This is a genomic window from Haliscomenobacter sp., assembly GCF_033763495.1.
Classification (GTDB): domain Bacteria; phylum Bacteroidota; class Bacteroidia; order Chitinophagales; family Saprospiraceae; genus Haliscomenobacter.
The window spans coordinates 1-15,447 of the sequence record NZ_JANRKL010000079.1; the positions used below are offsets into that span (position 1 = coordinate 1).

The window sequence follows — 15,447 nt, forward strand, 5'->3', positions numbered from 1 at the left end:
CAAATCGTAGGCATATGCCACGCTCAACTTCTCATTTAGTTTTGCTCCTGCGATCAAACCAAGAGCATCAATGCTATTGGAATTATACCCTCTAAACGAAGCGCCGCCAAAGATATTGTCATTATATCGAATTAACAAACCCAGGTCAGTTTGGATTTGGGTTAAATCCGTCCGGACAATGGCGGAGGGCTGAAACAATAGACTGGTTCCCAAAGGGAATGAAGTTTGAGCATTAAAAAAAATGGTCCGTGTCGTATTTAGGTCAAATTCACTGAGCCTAATATTCGCTGCCGACACATTGCGGACTGCCAGGCCAAAATTCCATTTTTCACTTTGGTAATAGGCACCGAGGTCAAAAGTAGGTGCCATTCCACTCATGGCTCCCGCCGAAAGAATGGCATCATTGTGGTTGATTAAAATGTCCTGGTAAGAGCCATCAGGGGCCCGCAACTGGGACCCATCCAAACCATATTGAATAAAACCACCCGATACCCCCAGCCCCAGGATTGCTTCGCCCAGTTCCATTTGGTAATTGTAGCTGAGCATCAAATTGCTATTGCGTTGCGCGCCCAATTCATCATTTTCAAATTTAACGCCAAAAGCGGCTCTGAATTGAGGCAAAGGAACCTGGAGCAAGGCAAACTGTGACATTGGAGCTCCTGGCAAACCACTCCATTGTTGCCGAATACTGGCGGTAATGCTCAAATCCTGATCGATGGCTGCTGCACCTGGGTTCCAATAATATGGACTAAGCATGTGTAAGGTGTACTGTGCCGATTGTTGGGCATACAAGCTGGTGCAACCTAATAGAATGCCCCAAACGAGGGTGTGAAGTTTACGCATAGTTCAGATTTTCGATCAGAGCCTGTCATACAATAAAAATTTGAGCGGTACCACATTGCACTGATCTTTGGAAGTAAAATAGAACAAATTGAGCGTATCGTCAAAAAATTGCGCCAAAGTATATTCACTCCAGTCGGCTGCCTGACGTAAGTGTCGGGTTTCCAACGCAGATTAGCAAAAGGCTTGGTGTTCTTTTGCTGGTGGTTCGGCCCTGCTTTTTTGAAAAACATATTCTGCAAGCTTGAGTTGGCAAAAAAGCAATAAAAAACCAATAATTCTATGGCTTATCTTCTTCAGTACCTAACATTAGGTATAAGGGTTGCTACCTCATGCTAGGTAATTTTTGCTTATCGGTGATTTTTGTTAGTAGAAAAAGAAAAAAAACGATCTATTTTGCACCAGAATTGTTACTTAGATTAAATCAAAATAAGCGTACTCGTGGTCGCAACTACAAATACCGGAAAGCAATTGGCCAAAATGAAAGTTGGCAGCAAAGGGCATGTTTCTCATTTCACGGATAATTGCATGGCATGCAAACTATTGTCGATGGGCATTTTGCCAGGCACCCAGATTGAAGTGGTACGTGCTGCTCCATTTGGAGGCGGGTGTTACATCAAAGCAGACAATCTTTTGATTGCATTGCGCAAATCAGAGGCCTGTAGCATTGTGGTTCGTTAATTTTTTTCATCCGTCATCTAGTTCTGTTAAAGGTTTGAAACCAACTCTATCGCCCGATCCTGAACCAAAAATTGCCCTGATTGGTAACCCGAACAGTGGCAAAACTTCAATTTTTAATCAACTCACCGGCCTCCAACAAAAAGTAGGAAATTTCCCTGGTGTTACCGTTGACAAAAAAACCGGTACGCTGGAACTTCCTGGCGGAATCCGTGCAGAATTGATCGATCTTCCCGGCGCTTACAGTTTTTACCCTACTTCCAAAGATGAAAAGCTGGTTGTACAAAGTTTGGTACAGCCGGGCAATAAAAACTACCCCGATGCCATTGTGTACATCGCCGATGTCACCAAATTGGAAAAACACCTTTTATTATTCAGTCAGCTAAAAGATTTAGGGATTCCGGTGCTACTCGCACTCAATATGGCCGATGTAGCCGAACAGGAGGGTTTGCAATACGATCTGGAAAAGCTTGGTCGAAAATTGGGCGCCCCTACCCTACTGGTCAGTGGCCGCACAGGGGAAGGCCTGGAACAATTGAAGCAGAAGATCCTTGATTTATTGGCTCTGGCACCTGCTAATAGGCCTACTGACAGTACCCAATACCGTCTGGCACCCGAAGAAGCCAAATTGATTACTCAAATCCAAGGGGAGTTTCCGGGTTTTACCCCTTATCAATTGGTGCTTTTGGCACACCATATCAAATGGTTACCCTTTTTAACGCCTGCTCAAAAAACAATCATTGAACAGGCCATCAACAATACCGGGTTTCAGGATTTGCAATTGCAAGTGTATGAAACCATGCAACGTTATGATCAATTCACCCCGATTGTTCAACAAGCCCGGGAGCGCGATGCTGCCCAATCGGCCAGCTTTACTGAAAGGCTGGACAATCTGCTGACCAACCGTTTTTTGGGACCGGTGGTATTTTTTGGTATCATGTTGATGGTATTTCATGCCCTGTTTGCCTGGGCCGAACTGCCGATGAACTTGATTGAAGGCGCTTTTGGTAGTTTGAGTGCGTTTTTAAAAAGCAACTTGCCCGAACATTGGCTGACTGGCCTGCTCACGGATGGTATCCTTACGGGGCTTGGAGGCATCGTTGTATTTGTGCCCCAGATTGCTATTTTATTTTTCCTGATTTCCCTTCTGGAGGAAGTGGGGTATATGGCTCGGGCAGCGTTTATGTTTGATCGCATCATGCAGTTTTTTGGTTTAAATGGCCGTAGTGTGGTGGCCCTTATTTCCGGTGGAGCTTGTGCGATTCCAGCCATTATGAGTACCCGTACCATCAGCAACTGGAAAGAACGTTTGATCACCATACTGGTTACACCATTTATTAGTTGTTCGGCCAGAATTCCGGTGTATACCGTATTAATTGGTTTTGTGGTTCCGGCTACCCAGGTTTGGGGGTTCAACTTACAGGCGCTCGCCTTCATGGGTTTGTACCTGCTAGGCATTGTTGCGGCCTTGCTGGCCGCCCTGGTTTTTAAACTCATTTTAAAAACCAATGAAACCAGCTACCTTATGCTGGAATTGCCCGAATACCGGCTGCCAGTAATGCGCAACGTTTGGTTGACCGTTTGGGAAAAAGTAAAAACATTTACCGTGGAAGCGGGGCGGATCATCCTGATCATCAGTATGGTTTTGTGGTTGTTGTCCTCCTTTGGCCCTCCAGGGGCAATTTCCAAGGCTGAAGCGTTGGCCAAACAGCGTGCTCAACTGGAAAACCTGGATGAAGAAGCCACCAAAGACTTGGTTGCGGCCAAAGCCATGGAAGCATCCTTCGCAGGGCACCTTGGTAAATTCATCGAGCCAGCCATCAAACCACTGGGTTTTGACTGGAAGATCGGGATTGCCATCATCACTTCTTTTGCAGCTCGGGAGGTTTTTGTAGGCACTATGGCCACCATTTATAGCATTGGCCATCAGGATGACGAGTATTCCATTCGCGAAAAAATGGCCAAACAGCGCGATCCGATCACCAAAGAGTTGATTTATAGCCCGGCCACTTCTTTGTCCTTGTTGCTGTTTTATGTTTTTGCCATGCAATGCATGAGCACCATTGCGGTGGTCAAACGGGAAACAAAGTCCTGGAAATGGCCACTGATCCAGTTTACCTTTATGACCGGGCTGGCGTATTTGAGCAGTTGGTTGGCCTATATGTTGTTGAGTTGAGGCTTTCATTGGTATAATTGTTATTCAACAACCGAATCCCTCCATTCGGCATCAATACTGCTTTCCCTTTTTTCATCTTCCATTTTTTTTCGATCTTGTCAGCATGTATTCTTTATTGACAACTGACATGAAAAAAATCATTACCACCCTGATCTGTGGGATCTTCAGCCTGCTGATTACCCAGGCCCAATCCCTTGCTAGCCTAAGCATCGACCAAATTATGCTCGGTGATCGTTTCACTGGTTTTTCGCCCGACAATGTCTTCTGGGGCGAAGACAACAAAACCATCTATTTTAGCTGGAACCCGACGATGGACACACTGAATAGCCTGTATAAAGTGGTATTGCCCAACGGGAAACCCGAAAAAGTCAGTCTGGAAGAGCAACGCAAAATGTCTGGCAATGGCGAATACAGTAAAGACTACCGACGCAAGGTTTTTGGCCGCAATGGTGATGTCTTTTTGCTCGATTTAACTACGGGCAAGGAGCAACAAATCACCAACACCTTTGACAACGAAAGTGGCCCACGGTTTACGGGCGATGGCAAGGGCCTGACCTGGATAAGCAACAACAACCTCTACCACTGGGACAGCGCAACGGGAAGCATTGCCCAGCTGACCAATTTCCGCAATACGCCTGCTCGCCCCAGCCCCAAGCCACTCGAATTCGAAACCTGGCTGAAGGAAGACCAGATGGACCTGTTTGAGATCTTGCGCTGGCGCAAAGGCCAACGGGACATCCGCGATCGCCAGAACAAGGCCATGGAGGTCAAACGTGCACGCGAGATCAACTACGGCACCAAGTTCCTTAGTGGCTTACAAGCAAGTCCCGACCTGCGTTTTGTCACCTTCCGTTATACCAAACGCGCTGAGTCTAAAAACACGGATGTACCCAATTACGTCACCGAATCGGGCTACACCACTGATTTGACGGCCCGCTCCAAAGTAGGCACCCCTCAGGACACCTACGAGTTTGGCATTTACGACCGTACCCGCGACACCTTTTATATGGTAGACACCAAAAAACTGGAAGGCATTTACGACAAACCCGCCTTTCTGAAAGACTACCACAAAGGCGAAAAACCCTATAACCCCAAGTACGACAAACCCCGCGAGGTATCGTATACCAATGTGCTGTTTTCAGACGATGGTAAAGCAGTCATTTCCCTACGCGCACAAGACAACAAAGACCGTTGGATCGTACTCATTGACCTGCTGACCGGACAACTCAAACAACTGGATCGCCAGCATGACGATGCCTGGATTGGCGGCCCAGGAGTGAGTGGTTTTGGCGGGGGCGGCATTGGTTGGTTGCCGGACAATGAACACCTGTGGTTTCAATCCGAAGAAACTGGTTTTTCCCATATCTATACCGTAAACGTCAAAACCGGAGTTAAAAAAGCCCTGACCAGCGGCAATTTTGAAATCCTGGAAAGCAACCTGTCTCGCGATGGTAAGTTCTTCTTTGTCACCGCCAGTGCCGATGGCCCGCACGAGCGCCATTTTTACCGCTTGCCCGTAGCTGGAGGTAAACTGGAAAAAATCACCAGCCTCAAAGGGGGCAACGAAGCTGTATTGTCACCTGATGAAAGCACGCTGGCGATTCGTTATTCTTTTGGCAACAAACCCTGGGAATTGTACTGGATGCCCAATCAGGCCGGAGCTACCGCCCAGCAAGTGACCAGCTCTACTACTGCTGCTTTCAAAACTTACCCTTGGCGGGTGCCTGAAATTGTCTGGTTTACCGCTCGGGATGGGGTTAAAGTGCCTGCTCGCTTGTACAAACCCAACAAACCTGCGCCCAGTCGCCCGGCGGTCATTTTTGTACACGGGGCTGGTTACCTGCAAAACGTACACAATTGGTGGAGCAGCTACTCGCGGGAGTACATGTTCCACAATTTCCTGGTGGATCGGGGCTACACCGTTTTGGATGTGGATTACCGGGGTAGCGCGGGGTATGGTCGCGACTGGCGCACGGGCATTTACCGCCACATGGGCGGCAAGGACCTGGACGATCAGGTGGATGGGGCCAAATACCTGGTGAGTACCCACAAAGTGAATGCCCAAAACATCGGGATTTACGGTGGCTCTTATGGGGGCTTTATCACCTTGATGGCCTTGTTTAATGCTCCTGAAACCTTCAAAAGTGGAGCGGGCTTGCGCTCGGTGGCCGATTGGGCGCACTACAACCACGGCTATACGGCCAACATTTTGAATACGCCAGTGGAGGATAGCATCGCCTACCGCCGCAGTTCACCGATCTATTTTGCGGAAGGGCTGAAGGGCAATCTGCTAATGTTGCACGGGATGGTGGATGTAAACGTGCATTTCCAGGATGTCGTGCGTTTGTCTCAGCGCTTAATCGAATTGAAAAAGGACAAATGGGATCTGGCCGTTTTCCCGCTGGAGGATCACGGGTTTATTGAGCCAAGCAGCTGGGCGGATGAGTACAAGCGGATTTTCAAGTTGTTTGAGGAGACGTTGAAGTAATTGAGTACCCGTTTCCAAAGTTCAAGGGTTCCATCCGGTCACTGAGGCTAGTCGAAGTGCCGGATGGAACCCTTGAACTTTGGAAACGGGTACCCTCAGATAAAAATTTAACATTTAATATTCGTACTTCTTTTCTATGTTTGCAACATCATATTATCGTTAAGATCGACCTTTTTCTTTTACCCATTATTTTTAACAGATTAGACCATAGTCCCATGAAAAATTATTCCTCATCTGCCGTTCTGGCACTGGTGTTTTTATTCTTTTGCAAAATTGGATCAGCTCAGGAAGGGTACATCCGCTTTGTCGAAAACCTAGAAATAATTGTCCTCCAGGCACAATCTTACCAAACAATCCTTGAGGCAGCATCCCTCGTTCAAACCAATCTAAGCAAACTCAGTGTTCGCCGCACGGTTGATCCCACCCACGAAGCCATTTACCTGCAAAAAGGATACGACCTCAATAAGGATGGCTTGCTCAATCAATTGGATGGCTTTGAAAGCGTTGATGACGAGAAGTTTTCTCCCTGGAATTATTACATCGAAATCATGCCTTGTGGGGAAAAGGAACCTTTTTATTTTGAGGTGAGAGCATTGGGCAAGGATAGTATACCTGTGTATTTGCAAAAGCTGATCCCCTTTTCGGACAACTATACTTCGGCCCCAAGGTGTGTATCCCCTTTTAAGGTTTATCTAAATCAGGAACAAGGGAGTGTGAAAATTAATGCCAGGAACTTGATTGCAGGCAAAATGTACGACGGATGTTATCAAAACTACAGTCCAATTGACACGACGATAAGCCCCGCGATTCAAAGGTTCAGTTTGGAGCCCTGGTACATTGAACTGCCTGGTGTAAAACCAGACTCTACTAAAAAGTCTTTTGAGCTGAGTTGTATTCATCGAGATAAGCCCATCTTGTTCAGTGTATTTACCTGGGATGAATGGGGAAATTACAACCTTTGCCTAACCAGCATTACAGTACTGGATACCACTAATTATTGTATTCAAGCTCCAGTCCAAGTACAGTTGAGTGATTCTCTTGAACTGGTTTTGTACCAATCTTTCAGTTTATTTCGGCCACTCATTCCAGCAAACAAACTGCTGAAGGCAAGTGATTCCCTCTCTCAGTCCAAAAAATTCAAAGTTCGGCGTTCCATCCGCAACGCCAATCTGTCCCCTTGGATTGAACTGGGTTATGATCTAAACCAGGACGGAAAACTCAGCGCATTGGATGGTTTTGAGTTGAATCGAAAAGATGGATTTGTGCTCAGTCCATGGTTGGATTCTCTGCCCTTGTTCTGCAGTGATTTTCAAGATTCTCTGTTGATAGAAATCGCTGCAATTGATTCAATTCCTAACATACTTACGGTAAGATGGCTTCAGTTAAAGCAGCCTGCTTTTTTTGTAGATTATCAATTTGGGATAATGAAACTCCTTAAACCCAATGAAAATACGGATTTCCATAATTATCCGGAACTGGCAATCGCTACGCTTCATGCAAGCGATTTTTTAAAAAGCCCATTTTATACCTGCGCGGCTGGTGTCAGTACTGCTGATTTCTGGGGAAGAAAATCCCTCCTAACCAGTATAAACCGCATTGATGAAGTACCAGATTCAAACCAAAAAGTTATAAAGCTGAACTGTCGTGATGATCTTAGTGTAGTTTTGGCGAAAATTTATGTGTGGAACCTCAGCTCGGCACTTCCACTTTTAGACATTGTGGTTTATGCGAGTGTCTACGATGAAAAATTTGCTTGCGGAATTGATCATAAATGGTATATAACAGCCGTGAATGGGCAAATCTACGACCAAAAGAAGGCCTTAATTCCTGGTGTCAAAGTAAATCTTTTGAGTCCTAATCGACCTTTAGTAGAACAAATGAATCCATTTTTTTATCATGCAAATCAAAGTGCTCCCTACCACCTCATCACCCCCAGCAAAACCTCCGACCCCCTCAACGGCGTCAGCACCTTCGATCTAATCCAAATCCAAAGGCATATCCTCAACATCAAAACCTTTGATTCGCCCTACCAGTACATTGCAGCGGACATCAATCGCTCCGGGACTATCACGACGTTGGACCTGATCCAGTTGCGCAAGGTTATTCTAGGCATCGACGCCAATTTTGCCAACAACAGTAGTTGGCGTTTCATCAATGTAGATCATATTTTTCAAGATCCGACGAATCCATTGAAGGAGTATTTGCCGGAAACAATCCGAATAGGCCCACTGTACCCTATTCGCAACGTAGCATTTATCGGGATCAAAATCGGTGACCTCAACAACTCGGCTACCCTAAAATAAAAGCTCCCCACTACCGAATCCAAAGGATAAACACTAACTTTCCCCGATCTATGTAGTGGGCAAAAATAAGTGCTCATTTTTCTTGAGCACTTATTTTTAATGCCCAAAAACCAAACACCATGATCGGACTGATACAAGTAGTCATTGGACTCGTTTTTTTGCTTCTTTTATTGAGCCTGTTGGTGACAACCATAATGGAGTTGATTTCCTCCATGTTGGCCCTACGCGGAAAAAACCTGGAAAAAGCCCTCACCAACATGTTGGCCAATGGGCAAAAAAAGGGAGAACTTTTCCAGGCCTTCAAGGGCAATGCCTTGTACAAACAATTGTGCAATTACCGCGACAGCGCCAAGTTGCGGCCTCCCTCCTACCTTAGCTCTCAAAATTTTCAGTCCATCCTCATGGACATCATTCTGAAGGGTGAGGACGCGGGTAAGTTGACGCAAAAAATTGAGGAAATCCCCAATGATGAACTCAAACAAGTGCTCAAACAATTGCTCAACGATGCTGGCTACGAATTGGATGCCTTCAAAGAAAGAATCAATGGTTGGTACAACGATGTGATGGACCGCGCAGCGGGCTGGTACAAGCGCAACATCCAGATTTTGGTCACCTTTGTTGGTTTGGTGGTTGCGGTTATTTTCAATGCAGACACCATTTCCGTGTACCAACGCCTGGAATCCAATCCCGAAGAGCTAAAGGAAATTGTCACAATGGCCGAAGCCTACGCCCAAAAAAATGAGCTTGACATCCAGACTGGCGGCTCAGTCCAACAACAATGGGAGCAAGTCAATAGCCTCATTGAGGATGAGTTGCAGCAGGCCAATGCCCCTCTCGGGCTAGGCTGGCATCCTGAAGACCTGAAAAACATGACTCCTAGTGATTGGGTCGTCAAAATCCTAGGCTGGATCGTAACCGCCCTGGCCGTATCGCTAGGTGCTCCATTTTGGTTTGATTTGTTAAAAAAACTGGTCAACATCAAAGCAGCGGGTAATGAGCCCAAAGCCTAGCATCTCTTAAATTTCTCCTAAAATCAGGTCGAAATGGAACCCATTTTCCAAAAAAATGGGTTCTTTGTGCTTTGACAAGGTAAAAGTTTAGAGGCTTGCTGTGAAGTTGTCCCCTGCGGAGCCTAAACCCTCTCAACCTTCTCAACTTTTACAAAAACTACTTTAAGATGCACTCAGAGACTTTGGCTATCCGCGGGCAAATGGACCGCACCGACTACCGCGAGCACAGCCCCGCGATGTACCTCACCTCCAGTTTCACGTTTCCCAATGCGGAATTGATGGCCGATACCTTTGCCGGCTTGAACGACGACATCATTTATTCTCGCTACAACAACCCAAGTGTTGACGAATTCATCAATAAGGTGTGCCAGTTGGAAGGGGCGGAGGATGGTTTTGCAACCGCTTCAGGCATGGCAGCCGTGTTTGCAAGTATGGCAGCCCTGTTGCGTTCTGGCGATCACGTTTTGGCTTCCCGGGCGGTGTTTGGCTCAACCCACCAGATTTTGACCCAAGTTTTCCCCAAGTGGGGCATCACCTATACCTATGTTGATCCCGAGGACATCGACAACTGGGAGCAACACATCCAACCTACTACCCGGATGCTGGTGTTGGAGTCTCCTTCAAACCCGGGCCTGGCATTGATTGATTTGGAAAAAGCCGGCGCACTGTGTAAAAAACACGGCATCATTTTCAACATCGACAATTGTTTTGCCACCCCTTGCCTACAAACACCCACCGAATATGGCGCGGATTTAATCGTACACTCCGCTACCAAATGGATGGACGGCCAGGGTCGCGTGCTCGGCGGCATCGTGGTAGGCAAAGCGGAATACATTGAGCCCATCCGTTTCTTTTGCCGCCACACGGGTCCAGCCATGTCGCCATTCAATGCCTGGGTGTTGAGCAAAAGTTTGGAAACCCTGGCCGTACGGATGGAGCGGCATTGCAGCAATGCCCTTAAACTGGCGCAATTCCTGGAGCAACACCCCGAAGTAGCCAAAACAATTTACCCGTACCTGCCATCCCACCCTCAGCACGAGCTGGCCCTCAAACAAATGAAAATGGGCGGCGGCATTGTCACCATTGAAGTAAAAGGGGGATTGGAGCAAGGCCGGGCTTTTTTGAACGCGGTGAAAATGTGTTCCCTCTCTTCCAATTTAGGCGATACCCGCAGCATTGTAACCCACCCCGCTTCTACTACGCACAGCAAGTTGACTGAAGCCGAACGGGCAGCAGTTGGCATCAATCCTGGTACCGTGCGGATTTCAGTAGGATTGGAGCATGTGGACGATATCATTGCAGATATTGATCAGGCATTGCGGGCGTCACATTCGTAGAGACGTAAGATCTTACGTCTCTACTATCGATTAAACGGAAATTCATTGATCCAATGAAATCCACGATTGACCAACAAAAATGAATTTCGGTCTATCGTCCGCATTTTGATCAATAAGGTATCCCGTTTGGATTGCCCCCGCAAAATCAGTTGCTCTTTGCTGGGTTGCTCGTAGGTCAACTGAAACTTCTGCAGGGTATCCCGCTGTGGCGACATGCGAATGCTTTGCTGTTTTTCATTCACCTTAAATTCAAAACCCCGCACACTATCACTGACCATTCTGACCATTGCACGGTCTTTGTAGCTGATGACCAACTTGTGCCAGCGGGAAGTATCCGTGCGTAGTGGAGGCAGGGTATCGCCATTGTGTACAAATGTTTCTACTTCATACATGCCATACAAAGGTGGTTTGGGTGCCTTGTCGCCAAATTGCTTTTGATATTGCTTGGATTGAATAAAGGAATAAACCATTAGTCCACCAATGAGCAAAACCTTAAAAATGGAGCGGGCCAAGTTTAACTCACGGTTGGAAAAAACGGAAATAAAACGCCGGGCATAAACTGGTTCGTTGAGGATCAAAAAATCGATCAGTCGGATTGTATCGGGCCACAGCACGTATAAAGCCATCGCTACCAGGTGCATGGAGTACAACTTAACCGGAATATCGAAACAAAAATTCATCGCTACTACATTGCTCATTACCCCCAACACAATCAAAGCTCCAAGGGTGGCGGTACGTCGAAAGCAAAGCAAAAAGCCGCCCAACACTTCTAAAAAGCCTGCAAAAAAATTGTACCCTTTAGAATAACCCATAAAATTCCAGGCTAGGCCCATCGGTGAAGAGTCTCCCAAAGGTTGCAACAACTCACCCTGGGAGGGAAAAGGGAATTGCAATTGGATGACCTTAAAAAAGCCATATTGCAGCATAGTGTAGAAGAGGTAATACCTTACCATTACCCGCATCCAGTAGTACAATCGGTGGTAGTCATTGCGGCGCCGATCTACAATGCTCCAAATCAATGTCAAAAAAACAGACAATACAAAATTGAGAAATACTTCTACATAGTTATAGGTAGTATCTCCGCTACCATTGGGTCGCACTGTAATTTCGTACGGAATATGCAGGACCTGTTTCCCGGTCCATTGAATGAGTTTGAACCAGTAATCCCCAGGAAAAGTCGACACAGCCAGTCCTATAATACTTGGAATGATCAGGAGAGCAAGATAAGTGGCCAAAAACCGAAAGATAAACTTTTGCAGGCCAGTCCAACGAATCTTTGGGTATGGTGTGGCTTCCATTGGTGTTATTTAGGTGTTGATGCTCACGAAAATAAGCATTATTCTTTTATCTGCCCACTTCAGCCTCCATTTTGTCCAATTCAGTCATTCTCTTCCGCCTTGGACTGCCGATCGTCTTAGTTTTGGCCCATCATTTTAATGTCACCTGACTACTTTACATCAATCAGAACCATGAAACATCTTATCCTATGGGCTGGCTTCAGCCTGTATGTAGGGGCGATTTTTGCTCAAAACAAAGCGACCATTAGTGGCAGCATCAAAGAGGCTCGAACTGGTGAGCTGATGATTGGCGCTACGGTACAAGCGGTAGGTTATCCTGATTTGGGCGCTGTATCCAACGAGTATGGGTTTTACTCCATTCATTTGCCTCTGGGGACACAACAACTGGTGGTGAATTATCTGGGATATCAGACCAAAACCGTCAACATTCAATTGGAAAAAGATACCCAATTGGACATTCAACTACAAGACGCTGCCCAAACCATCCAGGAAGTGGTAGTTCGCTCCAAGGCAGCCAACCAAAACATCAGCAGCACCCAAATGTCGGTAGCCCAACTGGATATCAAGGAAATTTCCCAAGTCCCTGTATTATTTGGGGAAAAAGACGTGCTCAAAACCCTGCAATTGCTGCCGGGCATCAAAGCTGCCAGCGACGGCAACGCAGGTTTTTACGTACGTGGAGGGGGGATTGACCAAAACCTGGTTTTGCTCGACGAGGCCAACGTTTACAATCCCTCCCATTTTTTGGGTTTCTTTTCGGTGTTCAATTCAGACGCCATCAAAAACGTACAAGTCTACAAAGGTGGCATGCCTGCGCAATACGGCGGGCGATTGTCCTCCGTGTTGGACATCAAAATGAAAGAGGGCAACAACCAGGATTTTTCGGTCAGCGGAGGTTTGGGGCTCATCTCCAGTCGACTTACGGTGGAAGGGCCAATCCAGGAAAACAAATCTTCTTTCATGGTTTCTGGCCGCCGCACTTATGCCGATCAGTTTTTGAAACTCAGCAAGGACAGTACGCTAAATGGCACCAAGCTTTATTTTTACGACCTGAACCTAAAAACCAATTATCAACTAGGGGAAAAAGACCGGCTTTTCCTGAGCGGATATTTTGGCAAAGACCGTTTCAGCACGGGCGAAAACTTCAACTTTCAGTGGGGCAATGCCACGGGCACCCTGCGCTGGAATCACCTTTTTAATCCCCATTTGTTTGCCAATACGGCGCTGATTTTTTCCGACTACCAATACAACGTGGCGGTGGGTTCAGGCTCAACGGAGTTCAACATCTCCTCAGCCATTCGCGATTGGAATTTGCGGCACGATTACCAGCTTTTTGCCAATCAGCACAATTGGCGTTTTGGACTGAACCTCACCCACCACACTTTTGTACCGGGAAACATCAGTAGGGAAAAAGAGGGCGAAAACACTGGCCCCGCCAGTACCAACATCAGCAATCGCTTCGCACTGGAAAGTGGCTTGTATGTTTCCGATGAGTTTGCACTAAGTAGCAGGCTTAAAGTGAATGCTGGATTGCGCTTCAGCATGTTTAATGTCCTAGGACCCGGCACTTTTTACAACTACAATGAAGATGGCATTGCTGTAGATTCCAGTATTTATGGCAAGGGAGAAGTGGCCCAAACCTATTCTGGGCTTGAACCCCGCTTGAGTTTAAATTATCAGCTCAGTGATACCCGGGCCATCAAATGGGCCTACGCCCGCACGCAGCAGTATGTGCAATTGTTGTCGAGTTCCACTTCTTCAGCACCTACGGATATCTGGATCCCGGCTTCGCCCAATGTGAAGCCCCAAATTGCCGACCAGATTTCAGCGGGTTATTTCCAAAATTTTGCCGACAACCGCTATGAGTTCAGCATCGAAAGCTATTACAAATGGATGCAAAATCAGGTTGATTACAAACCAGGGGCTCAGTTGCGAGTGAATCAGGACGTAGAATCGGAGTTGCTTTTTGGCAAAGGTTGGAGTTATGGCGTAGAGTTGTTTTTGAAGAAAAAAACAGGGCGATTCACGGGTTGGGTAGGATATACCTGGTCTAAAACCGAGCGTAAGTTTGCGGAAATTAACCAGGGGCAACCATTCCCAGCTTTTCAGGATCGCACCCACGACATCAGTATTGTAGGCATCTACGATCTGAGCGAGCGCTGGAATGTGTCTGCCACCTGGGTATACAGCACGGGTAGTGCAGTGACCTTCCCCAGCGGAAAATACTACCTCGAAGGCCGTCTGGTCAACTATTACACGGAGCGAAATGGTTACCGCATGCCCGCCTATCACCGTCTGGATTTGGCACTCAATTACTACATCCGCAAAGGCACACGTACCGAGCAATCACTCAACATCGGCTTTTACAATGCCTACAACCGCAAAAACGCGTATCAAATCAATTTTGAAACCAAATCAGGTTCCCTTTCCGAAACGGAAGCCGTACGCACTGCCCTTTTTGGCATTGTGCCCTCCATTACCTGGAATTTTAAATGGTAATCAAGATGAAAAGTAGATCTTATAAAAATCCCGGCCTGGCCTTAATCCTGGCTTTAATCCTGAGCGCCTGCACTGATGTCATTGAACTTGACCTCAACAGCAGCAACCCTAAATTTGTGATTGAAGGCAAAATCACCAATCGGATAGGCGATTGTGAAGTCAAGATCACCAAAACCACCGATTTTTTCAATCCTGATTTCCCTCCTCCCGTCCAGGGTGCCGAGGTAATGATTTACAACGATCAGGGCGATACCCTCGTTTTAGGGGAAAGTTTCCCCGGTGTTTACACCCATCCAACCGGAACTGCGTTGACTGGGCGAACTTATTTCCTGAGTGTGAAAGCTGAAGGGCAATATTTTAGTGCACAATCGGTAATGCCAGCCTTGGTTCCACTAGACAGCGTTTCGCAGCAACTCGCCATTCGCCAAACGCCTGGCAAAGCTTCAAATTACAATCTGGTCGCTCACTTTCGTGACCCATTGGGCACAGGGAACCGTTACCGCATGCGGGTGTTTAAAGGCCCATTACTGGAAGACAATGCTCCGGTGCAAAGTGATGAGAGCCTGATCGAAGATGGCAGCGCGGTAAGCTTACCCATGCGCGGAGTGAGCTACAAGGCCGGGGAGTCTGGCTTGCTCGAATTGTGGTGCGTAGACCCGATTTTGTACCTCTATTTTTCCACATTAGAAAACACCAGCAGTGCTCCTGGACAAGGAATTAGTGCAGCGCCCGGCAATCCAATCTCCAATTTGAGCAATGGCGCTCTGGGGTATTTTGGCGCCGTACAAATCACGACTCGGAGCCTGGAAATTCGCTAA

General features: G+C 46.9%; 10 protein-coding genes. 8 read left to right on the forward strand and 2 right to left on the reverse strand.

What is annotated here, in order from left to right; genetic code table 11:
• On the reverse strand, positions 1-843 hold an 843-nt coding region (locus tag SFV55_RS08625), incomplete at its 3' end, for a PorP/SprF family type IX secretion system membrane protein (protein WP_320029085.1).
• A 438-nt stretch (positions 844-1,281) separates the two neighbouring features.
• Here SFV55_RS08625 and SFV55_RS08630 point away from each other — a divergent pair.
• The 6 genes from SFV55_RS08630 (at position 1,282) to SFV55_RS08655 (ending at position 10,832) form a co-directional block, all read left to right on the forward strand.
• Positions 1,282-1,521, forward strand: coding sequence for a FeoA family protein (locus SFV55_RS08630; protein WP_320029086.1), 240 nt, complete (start codon positions 1,282-1,284; stop codon positions 1,519-1,521).
• A gap of 34 nt (positions 1,522-1,555) precedes the next feature.
• On the forward strand, positions 1,556-3,694 hold the full coding sequence (feoB, locus tag SFV55_RS08635; RefSeq protein WP_320029087.1) for a ferrous iron transport protein B: 2,139 nt from the start codon (positions 1,556-1,558) through the stop codon (positions 3,692-3,694).
• Positions 3,695-3,821: 127 nt separating this feature from the next.
• Positions 3,822-6,182 (forward strand): S9 family peptidase, encoded by a 2,361-nt coding sequence (locus SFV55_RS08640; RefSeq protein WP_320029088.1) that lies wholly within the window; start codon positions 3,822-3,824, stop codon positions 6,180-6,182.
• A gap of 215 nt (positions 6,183-6,397) precedes the next feature.
• Positions 6,398-8,485 carry a hypothetical protein gene (locus tag SFV55_RS08645; RefSeq protein WP_320029089.1) on the forward strand — a complete coding sequence of 696 codons (2,088 nt, stop codon included), beginning with the start codon at positions 6,398-6,400 and terminating at the stop codon, positions 8,483-8,485.
• A 119-nt stretch (positions 8,486-8,604) separates the two neighbouring features.
• Positions 8,605-9,495 carry a hypothetical protein gene (locus SFV55_RS08650; RefSeq protein ID WP_320029090.1) on the forward strand — a complete coding sequence of 297 codons (891 nt, stop codon included), beginning with the start codon at positions 8,605-8,607 and terminating at the stop codon, positions 9,493-9,495.
• A 167-nt stretch (positions 9,496-9,662) separates the two neighbouring features.
• Complete coding sequence (locus tag SFV55_RS08655; RefSeq protein ID WP_320029091.1) at positions 9,663-10,832, forward strand: trans-sulfuration enzyme family protein; 1,170 nt, start codon at positions 9,663-9,665, stop codon at positions 10,830-10,832.
• Between the two features lie 23 nt (positions 10,833-10,855).
• Here the strand turns inward: SFV55_RS08655 and SFV55_RS08660 are convergent, their stop codons facing one another.
• Positions 10,856-12,130: a hypothetical protein gene (locus SFV55_RS08660; protein ID WP_320029092.1), complete on the reverse strand. Its 1,275-nt coding sequence runs from the start codon at positions 12,128-12,130 to the stop codon at positions 10,856-10,858.
• 171 nt (positions 12,131-12,301) lie between these two features.
• Here SFV55_RS08660 and SFV55_RS08665 point away from each other — a divergent pair, with 171 nt between their 5' ends.
• Positions 12,302-14,629, forward strand: coding sequence for a TonB-dependent receptor (locus tag SFV55_RS08665; protein ID WP_320029093.1), 2,328 nt, complete (start codon positions 12,302-12,304; stop codon positions 14,627-14,629).
• Between the two features lie 5 nt (positions 14,630-14,634).
• The gene (locus SFV55_RS08670) at positions 14,635-15,447 is read left to right on the forward strand and encodes a DUF4249 domain-containing protein (protein ID WP_320029094.1); all 813 of its coding nucleotides are present in this window, start codon (positions 14,635-14,637) and stop codon (positions 15,445-15,447) included.

Bases quoted from the DNA above. Each gene is read 5' to 3' on its own strand.
- SFV55_RS08655 (WP_320029091.1), top strand. From the start codon at position 9,663: ATGCACTCAGAGACTTTGGCTATCCGCGGGCAAATGGACCGCACCGAC.
- SFV55_RS08645 (WP_320029089.1), top strand. From the start codon at position 6,398: ATGAAAAATTATTCCTCATCTGCCGTTCTGGCACTGGTGTTTTTATTC.
- SFV55_RS08665 (WP_320029093.1), top strand. From the start codon at position 12,302: ATGAAACATCTTATCCTATGGGCTGGCTTCAGCCTGTATGTAGGGGCG.
- SFV55_RS08660 (WP_320029092.1), bottom strand. From the start codon at position 12,130: ATGGAAGCCACACCATACCCAAAGATTCGTTGGACTGGCCTGCAAAAG.
- SFV55_RS08670 (WP_320029094.1), top strand. From the start codon at position 14,635: ATGAAAAGTAGATCTTATAAAAATCCCGGCCTGGCCTTAATCCTGGCT.
- SFV55_RS08650 (WP_320029090.1), top strand. From the start codon at position 8,605: ATGATCGGACTGATACAAGTAGTCATTGGACTCGTTTTTTTGCTTCTT.
- SFV55_RS08640 (WP_320029088.1), top strand. From the start codon at position 3,822: ATGAAAAAAATCATTACCACCCTGATCTGTGGGATCTTCAGCCTGCTG.